This is a genomic window from Mesorhizobium ventifaucium (assembly GCF_935822925.1).
Taxonomy (GTDB): domain Bacteria; phylum Pseudomonadota; class Alphaproteobacteria; order Rhizobiales; family Rhizobiaceae; genus Mesorhizobium; species Mesorhizobium ventifaucium.
In genome coordinates this window covers 1-13908 of sequence record NZ_CAKXZS010000048.1, presented here as the reverse complement: position 1 = coordinate 13908, position 13908 = coordinate 1, and the positions used below count along the sequence as shown (strand labels likewise).

The 13908-nt window shown below is 59.9% G+C and carries 12 protein-coding genes and 3 pseudogenes; 11 read left to right on the top strand and 4 right to left on the bottom strand.

Annotated elements, in window-relative coordinates:
* Positions 1–480: 480 nt before the first annotated feature.
* The 6 genes from NMG70_RS28855 (at position 481) to cyoD (ending at position 5900) form a co-directional block, all read left to right on the top strand.
* Positions 481–810, top strand: a complete 330-nt coding sequence (locus NMG70_RS28855; RefSeq protein WP_254016386.1) for a hypothetical protein — start codon at positions 481–483, stop codon at positions 808–810.
* A 166-nt stretch (positions 811–976) separates the two neighbouring features.
* Positions 977–2020 carry a heme o synthase gene (locus NMG70_RS28850; protein ID WP_254027633.1) on the top strand — a complete coding sequence of 348 codons (1044 nt, stop codon included), beginning with the start codon at positions 977–979 and terminating at the stop codon, positions 2018–2020.
* Positions 2021–2051: 31 nt separating this feature from the next.
* Complete coding sequence (cyoA, locus tag NMG70_RS28845) at positions 2052–2900, top strand: ubiquinol oxidase subunit II (protein ID WP_254016385.1); 849 nt, start codon at positions 2052–2054, stop codon at positions 2898–2900.
* Entirely contained in the window at positions 2897–4885 is a 1989-nt protein-coding gene (gene cyoB, locus NMG70_RS28840) for a cytochrome o ubiquinol oxidase subunit I (protein WP_254027632.1), read from the top strand. Before cyoA ends, cyoB begins: the two co-directional genes overlap by 4 nt.
* The gene (gene cyoC / locus NMG70_RS28835; protein ID WP_254027631.1) at positions 4882–5514 is read left to right on the top strand and encodes a cytochrome o ubiquinol oxidase subunit III; all 633 of its coding nucleotides are present in this window, start codon (positions 4882–4884) and stop codon (positions 5512–5514) included. Before cyoB ends, cyoC begins: the two co-directional genes overlap by 4 nt.
* The gene (gene cyoD / locus NMG70_RS28830) at positions 5511–5900 is read left to right on the top strand and encodes a cytochrome o ubiquinol oxidase subunit IV (RefSeq protein ID WP_254016382.1); all 390 of its coding nucleotides are present in this window, start codon (positions 5511–5513) and stop codon (positions 5898–5900) included. Before cyoC ends, cyoD begins: the two co-directional genes overlap by 4 nt.
* 61 nt (positions 5901–5961) lie before the next feature.
* Here the strand turns inward: cyoD and NMG70_RS28825 are convergent, their stop codons facing one another.
* Positions 5962–6177: a transposase gene (locus NMG70_RS28825; protein ID WP_254016381.1), complete on the bottom strand. Its 216-nt coding sequence runs from the start codon at positions 6175–6177 to the stop codon at positions 5962–5964.
* A 106-nt stretch (positions 6178–6283) separates the two neighbouring features.
* Positions 6284–6427 (bottom strand): annotated as a pseudogene (locus NMG70_RS28820) (hypothetical protein); the annotation flags it as partial.
* Here NMG70_RS28820 and NMG70_RS28815 point away from each other — a divergent pair.
* On the top strand, positions 6420–7127 hold the full coding sequence (locus tag NMG70_RS28815; protein ID WP_254027630.1) for an IS6 family transposase: 708 nt from the start codon (positions 6420–6422) through the stop codon (positions 7125–7127). The pseudogene NMG70_RS28820 and the gene NMG70_RS28815 sit on opposite strands and share 8 nt — an antisense overlap.
* Positions 7128–7670: 543 nt before the next feature.
* Positions 7671–7874: a hypothetical protein gene (locus NMG70_RS28810; protein ID WP_254016379.1), complete on the top strand. Its 204-nt coding sequence runs from the start codon at positions 7671–7673 to the stop codon at positions 7872–7874.
* Between the two features lie 91 nt (positions 7875–7965).
* On the opposite strand, the pseudogene NMG70_RS28805 reads toward NMG70_RS28810, so the two are convergent.
* A pseudogene (locus NMG70_RS28805) lies at positions 7966–8514 on the bottom strand (transposase); the annotation flags it as partial.
* Between the two features lie 1584 nt (positions 8515–10098).
* On the opposite strand from NMG70_RS28805, the pseudogene NMG70_RS32725 reads away from it, so the two are divergent.
* Together NMG70_RS32725 and NMG70_RS28795 are read left to right on the top strand one after the other, a co-directional pair.
* Positions 10099–10328, top strand: a pseudogene (locus NMG70_RS32725) ((2Fe-2S)-binding protein); the annotation flags it as partial.
* Positions 10329–10441: 113 nt separating this feature from the next.
* Positions 10442–12340, top strand: a complete 1899-nt coding sequence (locus NMG70_RS28795) for an ABC transporter ATP-binding protein/permease (protein WP_254027629.1) — start codon at positions 10442–10444, stop codon at positions 12338–12340.
* A gap of 275 nt (positions 12341–12615) precedes the next feature.
* Here NMG70_RS28795 and NMG70_RS28790 read toward each other — a convergent pair whose 3' ends face one another.
* Positions 12616–13320, bottom strand: a complete 705-nt coding sequence (locus NMG70_RS28790) for a lytic transglycosylase domain-containing protein (RefSeq protein ID WP_254027628.1) — start codon at positions 13318–13320, stop codon at positions 12616–12618.
* Positions 13321–13398: 78 nt separating this feature from the next.
* Between NMG70_RS28790 and NMG70_RS28785 the strand changes: the two genes are divergently transcribed.
* Complete coding sequence (locus NMG70_RS28785; protein ID WP_254027627.1) at positions 13399–13557, top strand: hypothetical protein; 159 nt, start codon at positions 13399–13401, stop codon at positions 13555–13557.
* Positions 13558–13908 lie beyond the last annotated feature (351 nt).

The following is a 13908-nucleotide window of genomic DNA, read 5'->3' as shown; positions in this document are numbered from 1 at the left end:
TGCTGGACGAATCTCGACGAGTGCTGCCGGTCCTACGCAACCCGCGCCGGTAGCACGAGTCGTCGGGGCGGCAATTCCGCAACCTACTGATATCGCAGGCGGTCACTTGACGCCCCGGCGAGCGTTGGCCGGCAGCCCGAGGGAATCGCGCCCCCGACCAAGCGGTCAGCGTTGGTTAGCAGGGTTCTCCAGATTACCGCAATATACAAAGGTATGGGTCTGGCAACTACGGCGACATGAGCGACGAACAACAATATAATAGAAAAGCCGTGTACGTGCTGTAATAGATGTCGGTTGTGGCAATATAACGCTCCTGCCTAATGCCACATACTTGCGTTAGCACGTCGACATAAGAAGATCTGGCGATGATATGCATACACTGCGATCTTGTATTCCACGGACGTCCTACCAGATACTACTTCTGTTCGCATATATGCTGGGAATACGCCAAAACAACCACATCATGGAGGATTCTGTCGGATGATTTCGGTTCTCTATCGCCTCCGGTCAGGCTCACTACTTCCGCTCATTTTCCTCGGCCTGCATAGCCAAGTCAGCGCACACGATGCCCCGACCGGGTGGAAGTACCCGTGGGCATGCTGCAGCAATATGGATTGCCAGCAGGTCCAGTCCTCGGCGGTTATCGAGAAGCCCCAGGGTTACGTCATCCAATCCACCGGTGAGGTGGTCGGTTACCGAGACAAGCGCATAAAGGACTCGCCCGACGGCGACTACCATTGGTGCGCGCACCAGGCTGGTCTCGATGCGGGCCACACGATCTGCCTCTTCGTGCCGTCCAGAGGCTCGTGAAACCACAAACGCAGTCGGGATACCGACACGACACGCCTCCATGACGAGGATTGTCAATGCGCCGGAAAGCATGATGAATACCGGCTTTACTTTGATTGCAACCGTCTTGCCAGCCACCTTCGCCGTGATCACTCCCATGGCGGCGAAAGCCGAAAGAAAAATGGCCATGAAGATCACAGCGATTCCCCTCTCACGCCCGCAGTTGCATTCGCGCTCCGGTCTAACAACGCGCCTGCCCGATTTCGTCGAGCTCACAAAACCGCGCGTCATGTTGCTTGCCGTGTTCACTGCACTCGTTGGACTGATGATTGCACCGGTTCACCTCGATCCACTCGTTGCGTCCATTGCAATTCTCAGTATCGCCGCTGGAGCTGGCGCCGCCGGGGTGCTCAACATGTGGTATGACGCCAATATCGATGCCGTGATGACTCGTACGGCCAGGCGTCCAATTCCTCGCGGCACGGTCTCGCGCGGAGAAGCGTTGGTATTCGGATCCGTCCTTGCCTGCGGCGCCGTCACCGTTCTTGGTCTAGTGGTCAACGTTACAGCGGCAGCGTTGCTTGCCTTCACGATCTTCGTCTACGTCGTTGTATATACGGTCTGGCTGAAGCGGCATACGCCACAGAACATCGTCATCGGCGGCGCCGCCGGCGCGCTTCCGCCGGTGATTGGCTGGGCCGCCGCTACCGGAGACATCGGGCTAGAGCCGCTCATTCTCTTCCTGATCATCTTCCTGTGGACGCCGCCTCACTTCTGGGCGCTCTCGCTCAATCGAGCGGAGGAATATGGCCGCGCGGGCGTTCCTATGCTCCCGGTCGTTGTGGGAAGAGCCGCCACAACGCGTCAGATCCTCGTCTACAGTGTTCTCCTGGTACCGATCTCACTGCTGCCGTGGGCGCTCGGGTTTGCCGGCATGATCTACGGCACGGCTGCTCTCGTCTGCGGAGCGATCTTCATTGTACTCGCGTTGCGACTGCGGCGGAGCAGGGAAACCGATCGGCGAGTCGCTTATCGCCTGTTCGGGTTTTCCATTTTCTACCTGTTCGTGCTGTTCGCGGCTCTCTTGATCAACAGCGGCGGCGACCGATGGTCGCCAATGCGCTCCGTGCCTGGTGTTCCCACCGCCGCCGGGCCGGTAGGCGCTGAAGTCGTACCACACCCTGCGAGAACCGCGCGCATTTCTAACAGCATCAGCGCAGACGAGGCTTGATATGCGATCCTGTGTACTCGCCGTTTTCTTGATGAGCGTCGCGATACTCGGCGGCTGTTCCGAAGGCGTCCTGGATCCGAAAGGACCCATTGCCTCCGCCGAACGGCAAATTCTGTTCAACTCGACCGGCATTATGCTGGCGATCGTGATTCCGACGATCCTCGCCACGCTGGGTGTCGCCTATTGGTTTCGCTCTTCGAACAGTCGTGCGCGCTACCTGCCCGATTTCGAGTACTCCGGCCGACTCGAGTTGCTTGTCTGGTCGATCCCTATCATGACGGTGATCCTGGTTGGCGGCGTCGCCTGGGTCGGCTCACACGACCTCGATCCGCGCAAGCCGATTGCCTCCATGGTGAAGCCCGTCACCGTCCAGGTCGTCTCGCTCGACTGGAAATGGCTGTTCATCTATCCCGACCAGGGCATCGCGAGCGTCAATCAATTGACCGTCCCGGTCGGCACGCCGGTCAGCTTCGAGCTCACCTCCTCGGGCGTGATGAACAGCTTCTGGGTGCCGCAGCTCGGCGGCCAGATTTACACCATGGCAGGGATGACGACGCGGCTTCACCTGCAGGCCGATCATGCGGGAACGTACCGCGGGGCGGCGGCCAACTACAGCGGTGCCGGCTTTGCCGATATGCGCTTTAACGTTGATGCGGTGCCGGCCGAGAAGTTTGCCCTGTGGGTGGATGCGGCGCGCAACGCCGGTCCAGTGCTCGACGCGCAGGCATATGCCGATCTGGCCAAACCGAGCAAAGCGGTTACGCCTTTCACCTATCGTTCCGTCGCTCCCGACCTGTTCAACGGCATCTTGAGCTCCGGCATGCAGGCGGACGCTGCATCGCGGCACACGCATCAGCCATCGCAAGAGGTCCAAAAATGAACTTTCTCGGCAAGCTCAGCTGGGACGCAGTCCCACTGCATGAGCCAATCATCATGGGCACGTCGGCCGTCGTGGTCCTGGCCATTGTGTTCATTCTTGGGTGGATCGTGCTCAAGGGATATTTGCCCTATTTGTGGCGCGAGTGGATCACGTCGGTCGACCATAAACGTATCGGTGTCATGTACATCGTGCTGGCGCTGCTCATGCTGCTGCGCGGCTTCGCCGACGGGATCATGATGCGCTCGCAGCAGGCCGTCGCGGCTGGGGGTGCCCAAGGGTATCTCCCGCCGGAGCATTTCGATCAGATTTTCTCCGCGCACGGCACCATCATGATCTTCTTCGTGGCGATGCCGCTCGTGATCGGGCTGATGAACTTTGCGGTGCCGTTGCAACTCGGCGTCCGCGACGTCGCCTTCCCGACACTGAACTCCGTCAGCTTTTGGCTGACCGCCTCGGGCGTACTTTTGACCAACATCTCGTTGGCGGTCGGCGAGTTCTCCAAAGCGGGCTGGGTGGCCTATCCTCCGCTGAGCGGGCTGCAATTCTCGCCGGGTGTCGGGGTCGACTACTATCTCTGGGCGCTGCAGATCTCCGGCATCGGTACCTTGCTGTCGGGAATAAATTTCGTCACCACGATTCTCAAAATGCGCGCGCCTGGAATGGGCCTGATGCACATGCCGGTGTTCTGCTGGACGGCGCTCGCCTCGAACCTCCTCATTGTCGCGGCCTTTCCGGTCCTCACCGTAACCTTCGCAATGCTGCTGCTCGATCGCTATCTCGACTTTCATTTCTTCACGATCGATGCCGGCGGCAACCCGATGATGTACGTCAATCTGTTCTGGGTCTGGGGCCACCCGGAGGTCTACATCCTTGTCCTGCCGGCGTTCGGCATCTATTCGGAGGTGAGCGCGACCTTCTCCGGAAAGCCGCTGTTCGGCTACCGCTCGATGGTCGCTGCGACGATGACGATCAGCATTCTCGCCTACACAGTCTGGCTGCACCACTTCTTCACCATGGGCGCCAGCGCGAACATCAACGCCTTCTTCGGCGTCATGAGCATGATCATCGCGGTGCCGACGGGCGTGAAGATTTTCAACTGGCTGTTCACGATGTACGGCGGGCGCGTGCGATTCACGGTGCCGGTCCTATGGACAATCGGCTTCATGGTGACGTTCGTCCTCGGCGGCTTGACCGGCGTGCTGCTGGCCGTGCCCCCCATCGACTTCCAGATGCACAACAGCCTCTTCCTGGTCGCCCATTTCCATCACGTCATCATCCCCGGCGTCGTGTTCGGCGCCTTCGCCGGCTACCACTATTGGTTCCCCAAGGCATTCGGCTTCACGCTCGACGAACGCTGGGGCAGGCGCTCGTTCTGGTGCTGGTTCATCGGCTTCCATCTCGCTTTCATGCCGCTCTATGTGGTGGGCCTGATGGGGATGACCCGGCGCATGCAGCATTACGACAATCTGGACTGGCAACCGTGGCTCATGGTGGCGGGGATTGGTGCGGTCGTCATTCTGGCAGGGATCGTCTGCCAGGTCGTGCAACTCGTTGTCTCGATCCGCGACCGCGAGCAGAACCGCGATCTGACGGGGGATCCGTGGAACGGCCGCACGCTGGAATGGTCCACGGCCTCGCCGCCGCCGGCCTGGAACTTCGCCGTCCTGCCGTATGCCGCCGAGACCGACACCTTCTGGAACAGGAAGCAACGCGCGCGCGGGAAACGTGATGAGCGGGCGCAGGAGCGCGAGTACGATCCCATCGAAATGCCGAAGAACAGCCCGACCGGTTTCGTCACCGCGTTTTTTGCCGTCGTCACCGGCTTTGCGCTGATCTGGCACATCTGGTGGATGGCGGGTCTGGGAGCGTTCGGCGCACTCGTGACCTTCCTTGTCTTCGCGTTTCGCCATGAAGACGAGATCGAAATACCAGCTGAGCAAATTGCCCGGTTCGATCGGGCTCACCCGGTGGGGGTTGTGATATGAACTTCGCTCCTACAATCGAAGCCGTCCATCATGGCGCACTGCTGAGTGCAAGCGAAGCTGGGCCCGCTCCCAAGCGGCTCGTCGTCGCCTACGGCTTCTGGATCTTCCTGCTAAGCGACATCGTAATGTTCGCGGCATTCTTTGCGGGCTACGCAGTGCTCGTGCGGGCGACTGCGGGCGGTCCGACCGGAGCCGAGCTGTTCGATCAAACCAACGTGGCAATCGAAACCGCTTGTCTTCTTGCGTCAAGCTTCACGTGCGGGCTGATGTCATTGGCGGCAAATACGCGAAACCGCGTTCGTACATACTTCTTTGCTTTAGTCACCTTCGTCCTCGGCGCGGCGATCCTTGCTCTCGAGATCCGCGAGTTCGGCGACATGATCGCCATCGGCGCGACCCCGCACCGCAGCGCATTTCTGTCCGCCTTCTTCGCGCTTGTGGGCTGCCACGGGCTGCACGTTGCTGCCGGCCTAGTCTGGTTGGTAGTGATGATGGCCCAGATCGCAACCCGGGGCTTTCGCCCTGCCGTGGAGCGCCGCCTGCTCTGCTTTTCCCTTTTCTGGCACGCGCTCGACATCATCTGGGTCGGGCTGTTCACGGTCGTTTATCTGATGGGAGTCAGTCCATGACGGAAGCACAGTATGGTCGCGCACCCGGCGACAACTCGAGCGACCCGGTGGAAGCGTGGGAGCCGTCCGGACTGCTCGTCTACACTATCGGACTACTTCTGGCGGTGCTTCTCACAACCACGTCTTTCTGGGTCGCCAACACCTCGCTGCTCTGGGCGCCAGGCATCGCCCTCGGCCTTGCCGTCCTGGCGATCGCGCAGATGGGAGTTCACCTGGTGTTCTTCCTTCATATCACCACCGGGCCGGACAACACCAACAACGTGCTGGCGCTGGCGTTTGGCGTGCTCATCGTATTCCTGGTCATCGCCGGATCGCTATGGATCATGGCCGATTTGAACGAGATGATGCCGCCGGCCGAGCTGATGGACCTGCATATGCAGCATTGACCGGCGGTGGTGCTGTCAGACCAATTCGAACCAGTCTGAGTTCGCCAAGAATTTGTGAAGTCTAGGCCGAGCCGAGTTGGCGCCACTCGGCGAGAGCGGCGGCCCGTTTAAGCTTGAAATTGCAGCGGGTGTAGAGATGGCGTTCCTGGTTAAAGTGGTTATGGACGGACGAATGGACAGCGGCGAATTTCTGCAAACATCGCATCTGCCGGAAGCGCTGCATGGCTCGTTCTCGTCGTCGGAATGGTAGGTGTGAATTCTCCGCTCGATTGTTCATCCAGCGCCCGGTTTGCTGGCGATCGGCAGTTCCAATTTCCTTCAGGGGCCGCGCCGTAGGACCTTAGCTTGTCCGTCACGATGGTCTTCGGAGAACCATTTCGCTTCATTGATTTCTTGAGGAATTTCAGTGCTGCCCTGCGATCCCGCCTCTTTGAAACAAAGGCTTCGAGTATCTCCCCTTCGGGCTCTGTCAGAAGAAACTCGCTTGAGGACGGGAGCGCGTCAGCCCATCGTAGGAGGATGACCAAACCCCGCCCGTTCCGCTATTTCAAGACATCTCCCGAGATCATCCGCCTGGCGGTTATGCTATATGTCCGGTTTCCACTTTCGTTGCGAAACGTCGAGGACCTGCTGCACGAGTGCGGCATCGACGTCAGCCACGAGTCGATCCGGTTCCGGTGGAACCGGTTTGGCCCGATGTTCGCGGCCGAGCTCCGACGCAAGCGGGCGAAGCGGATGCGTTTCTTGCCGCTATGGCAGTGGCATCTTGATGGGGTTTTCGTGAAGATCAACGGTGAGACCCATTACCTCTGGCGCGCTGTTGACCACGAAGGCGAGGTCCTCGAAGCCTTTGTCTCAAAAAGGCGGGACCGCAAGGCTGCGCTGAAATTTCTGCGGAAAACGATGAAAAGGTTTGGCCGACCGAAGGTGATTGTTACGGACAAACTCCGGTCGTATGGCGCCGCGATGAAGGAGCTCGGAAACGCAAAAACCCATGAGAACAGCCGCTGGCTGAACAATCGGGCAGAGAACTCACACCAGCCGTTCCGGCGACGAGAAAGAGCCATGCTTCGTTTCCGGCAAATGAAAAGTCTGCAGAAATTCGCAGCCGTCCACTCGTCCGTCCATAACCACTTCAACAAGGAACGCCATCTCTACACCCGCCGCAACTTCAAGCATAACCGCGCCACCGCTCTCGCCGAGTGGCGCCAACTCGGCGCCGCCTGAAATTCCGTTCTCTCTGGGAGACTGAATCGGTTCGCTTTAATCTGACAATGTCGCTATTTGCGCTGCGAAACAGTCTCTGCAGAGGCTGACCTGTCGCTGCAGTGGTCCGCTTCCTAACCATTTCGGGCGAAGGACGGTCATTGTTGACAGACCGCGTCAACGCCATTCCTGACTCCCGAGCCCGGCTCCGCACGCCGCCAATTCAGACCTAGGTATATGTTACCCCTACGCATATTGTATGCGGCTCAACCTCCGCACAATAGATCAGTTTCAGCTCTGGGACTATTGTTGCCTACAAAACGAAAGAAACCTAGGGGACAAGAAAGAGAAACGCCATGACCGCGCCAATCCATACCACGTCAATGCACGTTTTATTGAACGCTATCGGTCAGCAGCTGACTGACGAGTATTTGCCGACCGTGCGAAAGCCGCTGCCAAGCGAGCTCAAAGATCTGGTTGCTCAGCTCGTTGCGCTCGAAGCTAGTTGGCGAGGATCAACCGGGCCCGGCCGCAACGATCGGGCTGAGATGAAGAGGTGTTCGTATGAGCCAACTACCGAACGAACAATTCGCCCGCCGGCTGCTCGAAAAGATAGCCGAGGCGATCACCGAGATTGAGGTGAGCAACAGCTTCACCCTGGCCACGGCAGGCCAACTGATCACCATTGAGGACGCCATCTGGCCCGAGACGCGGGTCGCCGTATGGCAGTTCATCGAGACGGTCTGGGAGGCCCGTCGAGGAAGCTAAGGCCTTCCAGATGATTTGCGCCTTCAACCGGCTGGTCATGATCGGGGGCCCGCCGGCCGGCGCGTTGCTCCCACGGCGTGTCGCAGCCTGAGCCACGCCGGCATGGCCGGGCTCGCAGGCCGTTCTCCCGCATCAGCCGTTCGATGCGATGCAGGCCGCAGATCAACCCTTCTGCCAGGACATCGTACCAGACCCGGCGTGTGCCGTAGGTGCGGTCGCTGCTCTTGAAGCTCCTGTCGACCTCGACAAGGAGGGCCTCGTCGTATCGGGAGAGGGTGCTGGGGCTCCGGATGAGCCCGGCATGGAAGCCGGAACGGGACACATCCAGCGCACTGCACAGCCATGCCACCGGCCAGATGTTCCGGTGCTTCTAGGCCGCGGCCTTTTTTAGGATGTCGCGCTCCGCCTTCAGCTTCGCTACTTCGCGTCGCAGCCGCTCGACCTCAAGCTGCTCAGGCTTCATCTGGCCATGGCCGGGAAACGCATGCTGCGGGTCGGCCGACAAATCCCGCATCCATTTGCGCAACACATTCTCGTGGAGATCGAGATCCCGCGACGCCTGGGCGACGGCAACACCCCGTTCCTTGACCAGTCTCGCAGCTTCAAGCTTGAACTCGCGGCTGAACTTTCTTCTCTGCATTGGAAAACTCCGGTTCCATCTTCAACACCTTAACGCGGTGTCCATGGAGCCGGCAGCAGGCCAAATGATTTGAGCGCGGCGCCAAAAGGGCGGAACTTCTGCCATGCTTGCCTTAATTCGATGTCTGGTAAGAGCAGCATTGCTGCCTGGCAGCCTTTGGCGATAGCGGACTGGCGGCAGTGTGAGATGCAAGTGAGCGGACATTCAGCTCTGCGCAGGCTGTCCTCAGCTGACCCAATCCGGTCGTTCGCGATGCGGGATCGAAAGCCGAAAGCGGACATTTCGCCTATCTGGAGATCTTGACCCGCTGCGGACGCCTGTCCTCAGCCCTTCCGGGCGGGAAGCTGACAACGGCCTGGAAGCGGGAGACTTCGAAAGAACCTACCATTGCGCATCTTTCCGCACGCTGGACAATTGGAGCGGGCTCCAAGTCGCGATCTTTCTAGTCCCTTCCTCGCGCCGGATCGCGCCATCCCCGCACGGTCTAACCGCTATCTCGGGGTTCGCAAACTCGGCCTTAACGGCAGGATATCGTCGCGGTCGATCAAAAGCCGGACGCATGCACCGGAAACACGCTGCTCCTGGGACACCGTGTCGTAGAACGTCTGTGCCGACGCCGTTCTGCTTGGGCGCTGGATCAGAGAGCGAAAGGCGAGCGAGTGCCCCCTGTTTTATACGTTAACCTCGATGGCATAACGAACTCGACAAATACGAAACGCTCAGTTTGCTGCGGGCTTCTTAGGAGCCGGGTATCGCCGCCAAACATTTCGAAGACGGTTTGGTTTCGGGTCTGCTAGGCAACCTCCAAACCGGTTGGAATGGCCCTCATGATTTCAACGACAGAAAACGCCGCCGTATTAGCGTCAAAGTCCATCGGACTCACGGTTACGCCCCCGAACAGCGCTAGGAGCCATGTCCGCAGGTTTTAGGCACTCTCGGGGGTGAGGGGCGAGCTATTGTCATTTCGGCTCGAATGGGAACTGCCGAAATGCGTGCCGTGCTGGTCCATCGCCCGGCCGCAAGCGAGGGGGTACGGGGGATTTGCGGGCGCGTCTTATCTGGATGGTTCATGCAGAAGGCGGGTCAGAGAAGCGCGTTTGGCGGCGAGAGACACAGACTTCTTTGGAGGCGTTCGGCCGAGGCTGTAGGCGCGGCCTTCTCGAGGCCGTACGTCGATCCCGGTTGGCGGGTGAGGCTAAAAGGCTAGCTCTTTATACCTCGGCATAATAGCGGGTGGACTTCGCCAAAGGTTAGCTGTGCTTGCCGCTGAGGACTCCTGGACGGTTCTAGGAAGAGAGAAACATGCGAGAAGATACTTCGTGGCAATCCGGATTTTTCTGATGACTAGCAATCATGGCTCGTCAGCAGAGCAGGCAGGACCAAGCACGAGCGCCGGGGCGTGGGGCCTGCGTCACGCGCCTTATCATGGGCAAGCGCGGCAAGAACGAGGTCAAAGAGTTCACTGGGATGTGGCGCGAGCACCCGCAGGCCACAGCGAGCACATCGCGACGTTTGTGCGCACCACATCCTGAATCCAGCGACTCAGCCGCGCCGCGCTGCTCCAATGACGATCGGATGACCAAGATGAGTTTCACGCTGCAAATAAACGGGGCTCCGAAGGCGGTTGATGTCGACGGCGACACAACGCTCCTATGGGTCATTCGCGACGTGCTCGGCATGACCGGCACGAAGTTCGGCTGCGGGGCGGCCCTGTGCGGCGCCTGCACGGTGCATTCCCCACCTGCTCCTGTATCACGTCGGTCGACAGCGTCGGGACGGCCAAGGTCACGACCATAGAGGCTAACGGCCGCACCGAGAGGCATCGGGTGGGTACGTCGTGATTCGGGTCGCCAGGCCTCGATCAACACTGCTGCAAAGATGGCACCGCGGCGCCGCCAGGCCGCCACCCCTGACGCCGGTCTCTTCCATGCGCAGCTTCTGGAGCCTCATGCGGGCCTACTGGATATCGGAGCGATGGAAGGAAGCATGGGGGCTGACCATCGTCATTGCCCTTCTTACCGCACTATCCAGCAAGGCCAGCGTGTGGCTGGCTGAAGCTTCGGGCGACCTGGTCAATTCGATCGCGCTCTACCACGATCCCGATAATACGACGCCATTGGCGTCGCTGCTGACCAGCGCCGGCCTGCTCATCCTCCTCGTGCTTCTCAAGGATGCGGGCTTCATCGGCATCCGGCACCTCTTCTCCACGACATTGCACCGCAAATGGCGGCGGTGGCTGAACGGCCGCTTCAACGACGCCCTGCTCGACGACAACCACACGCATTTTCATCTTCAGCACGGCGCCGGCGCGCAGGTGAACGGCATCGCCGCGTCGCCCGACAACATCGATCAACGCGTGCAGGAATCCATCAAGGGCATGACCGGCGGCGCCATCGGCCTTGCCATGGGCATCGCCGGCGTCGTCACGTCGCTGTTCTTCGTCGGCCAGAAGCTGCTGGAGTTGTCGACCAACGTCAGCGGCCTCGAATTCCTCGGCGACTATGGCAGCGCGGTGCTGGCCTTCGCGGCAATCGCGATCTACGTCCCTTTGAATACCCTCATTGCGCTGAAACTTGGCCGCCTGCTCGAGCGGCTGACGGTCAGCATGCAGCAAGCGGAAGGCAGCTATCGCGGTGAGCTGACCACGCTGTTTCGCCGCTCCTTCTATGTCGCTGCGTCGCGCGGCGAGGGCGTGCAGAAGGCGATGCACCAGCGGCTTTACGGCGACATCGACCGCAACTGGGCGAGCCTCAACAAGATCAATGCCGGCTACATGTCGTTCGAGCTGATCTACAATTTCGTAGCCGCGCGCATCGTCGCCTACGGACCGAGCCTTGTGCCCTACATGCAGAATTCCATCAGCCTGAAGGCCTATGTGACGGGCGCCGAACTGGTCAACTCGCTGATCAGCCCGTGTTCGTGGTTCATCCACGTTATGCCCGAGATCGCGACGCTGAAGGCGAATGCTAGGCGGGTGATCGATCTCGCCGTGGCGATCGAGCATGTCCAGAAGCCACGCGACTTCTACCGCCTCAGCGGCCACTCCGACTTCCACTACGGCACCCAGAACGCCGTGTTCGGGCTCAGGATCCAGAACCTCGAGCTGATGCACCAGGGCACCGACGCCGTGCCATTCCTCAGCGCGACCAACCTGCGCTTCCGGCGTGGCGAATGGACCTTCGTGACCGGCGATTCAGGCTCCGGCAAGACCTCGCTTATCAAGGCGATCAACGGGCTGTGGCCCTATGGCCGCGGCCATGTCGACTTCCCCGAAGGGATCAAATCCTTCTATGCTGCGCAGGACGTCAAGCTGCCGAACGTCTCGCTGAAGGAGTTGGTGTGCCTGCCTTGCACCCGGCACGAATATTCCGATGCGCAGGTTGCGGCGGCGCTACACAAAGGCGGGCTCGGCGATTTCATCGAGTACATGGGCCAGCAGGCGCGCGAGGGAAAGGCCTGGGATCAAGTTCTTTCAGGCGGGCAGAAACAGAAGCTTATCGTGGCCCGCATCCTGCTGCAGCAACCCGGACTGCTGTTCCTCGACGAGGCGGCCGGCGCGCTCGACGCGCAAGCCAAGATCGCCTTCCACCAAGCGATCAAGGACCATTGCCCCCGCATCACCGTGATCAGCGTCATGCATGAAGCCGTTCCACCGAAATCAGCGACGGGTGCTGAGTTCTACGACAGCGTGCTCAGCATCGCCGACAGCGTGGCCTCGAAGAAGCCGCTGGTCGTCAATCTGCCGGCCGAGCTCACCACCATCCTCGAGCAGGCGCAGCCGCTCGGCCGCCAGCGTTTCCCACGCATCCGGCTCAAGGAAAAATAGGCGGCGAAGCCGGCGCCGGCGCCGTCAGGACGATGTGCCCCAGCCGCCGCCGTTGGCGGTGCGGATCAGGTTCTCGTCGCCAGGCTCGACCAGCAGGCCGCTGACGAAGGCATGGGCCTCACGCCGACCATCAGCACGCGCCACCGCCCCATTGGGAGAGCGACACTAGCGCCCGCTGAGAGGGCGCTTCCTCCGCTTCTCGGACGCCTCTGACCTTGCACCCTCCGTGAACGTCAGTGCCTCCCCTTTGCCTCTGGCAGACGAGGCGTTTCCGGCTACATGCGCAGGCCATGTTCTTTCAATGCATACTGGTCAATCAGCTTTTGCCACTTGCGGCGCTGCGCCTCCAATGCGAGATGCCGCTTCACCTTGTGGCAATAATCCAGCGAAACCGGGTTCATGCGCTTGGCAGCGTGGCCGCCATTGTATTTCAGGATCGTTCCGCAAATCGTTCCATCGCCAAGTTTCTGTGCCTTGGCGAGATACTTCATGCCGTATTTGATGTTCGTCTCGGGGTCGAACAGACCGGTCATCGAGCCGGCATAACCCATCATGCGCGCCGTCGCCGGCTTGATCTGCATCAGGCCGACCTCGCCCGCCCTACCAAGCGCGTAGGGGCGGTAATTGCTCTCGAGCCGAACGACCGCGTGGGCAAGCGAGACCGATAACCCCATCTGCACAGCATAGCGCTCGATGATCGTGCCGTAGGGCTGGCCGGGTTCATCCTTCTGCGCGGCGACCTTCGCCGTCCGGATGGGCCCGCGGTCGCGCACCATGACAGCCTTCGAGTCGTGATGGATTTCTTCCGCGGTCTTTCCTAGCGGTTCCACCGCCTTCTCACTCCTAATAGCCCCATTGGCTAACTCGCCGTTGCTGTCGCCGTTGGCAGGCGCCCAGGCAAGCACAGTATCCTTTGCGCTGGCGGCAAACGTAGTCAGGCCGACGGCAAGCGCCGCCGTTGTAACGGTCAGTTTTGTCATGATGTTTTGTTCGACGTAATTGTCGTGCGAACTCTATCCCGCGCGACAATCATTCACTGACAACGGCACAACCCAAACTTGGTTCCAGCAACGCGCATTGCCGGTCAATTGCACCAGAAAAAGGGACTGCACCTACTATCAACCGAAGTCGATCTTCTGAACGCGCATGCCGCCAAGGGCGAGGTGAAAGGGCTGCTCGCGGTCGAGATCAAGCCGCCACCGCTTGAGGGCGAGTAGTTTGTCATCGACGGTCCGCTTGCCGCAAAGCTGACCATGGCGAATGTCCGGAAATGGCGCAAAGCAGACTTCCCAGCACCGGTCATCTAGATGGAACACAACGCATCTGGCATATCGCTCCGTTCTCGAAAATAAGCTGTGGACGAGGCATCCTGCTGGTATAAATGTTGGTACAAAAACAGAATTCTGTAACGTTTACAAGAATATATGGTAGCCTCTCCCGCTACCACTCAATTCTCGGTCCATTCTGGACACATAGGTTACGGTTTATACCGGAGACATAGGTAACACTTTCGGCCCGAAAGGGTTTTCGAGTGGTTCGAGCCTGATGTCTCATCGTCGAAATATCCC

Excerpts from the sequence above, each read along its gene's own strand:
- NMG70_RS28795 (WP_254027629.1), top strand. The coding sequence starts at position 10,442 with ATGCGCAGCTTCTGGAGCCTCATGCGGGCCTACTGGATATCGGAGCGA.
- NMG70_RS28850 (WP_254027633.1), top strand. The coding sequence starts at position 977 with ATGAAGATCACAGCGATTCCCCTCTCACGCCCGCAGTTGCATTCGCGC.
- cyoD (WP_254016382.1), top strand. The coding sequence starts at position 5,511 with ATGACGGAAGCACAGTATGGTCGCGCACCCGGCGACAACTCGAGCGAC.
- cyoB (WP_254027632.1), top strand. The coding sequence starts at position 2,897 with ATGAACTTTCTCGGCAAGCTCAGCTGGGACGCAGTCCCACTGCATGAG.
- NMG70_RS28855 (WP_254016386.1), top strand. The coding sequence starts at position 481 with ATGATTTCGGTTCTCTATCGCCTCCGGTCAGGCTCACTACTTCCGCTC.
- cyoA (WP_254016385.1), top strand. The coding sequence starts at position 2,052 with ATGAGCGTCGCGATACTCGGCGGCTGTTCCGAAGGCGTCCTGGATCCG.
- cyoC (WP_254027631.1), top strand. The coding sequence starts at position 4,882 with ATGAACTTCGCTCCTACAATCGAAGCCGTCCATCATGGCGCACTGCTG.
- NMG70_RS28815 (WP_254027630.1), top strand. The coding sequence starts at position 6,420 with ATGACCAAACCCCGCCCGTTCCGCTATTTCAAGACATCTCCCGAGATC.
- NMG70_RS28810 (WP_254016379.1), top strand. The coding sequence starts at position 7,671 with ATGAGCCAACTACCGAACGAACAATTCGCCCGCCGGCTGCTCGAAAAG.
- NMG70_RS28790 (WP_254027628.1), bottom strand. The coding sequence starts at position 13,320 with ATGACAAAACTGACCGTTACAACGGCGGCGCTTGCCGTCGGCCTGACT.
- NMG70_RS28825 (WP_254016381.1), bottom strand. The coding sequence starts at position 6,177 with ATGAACAATCGAGCGGAGAATTCACACCTACCATTCCGACGACGAGAA.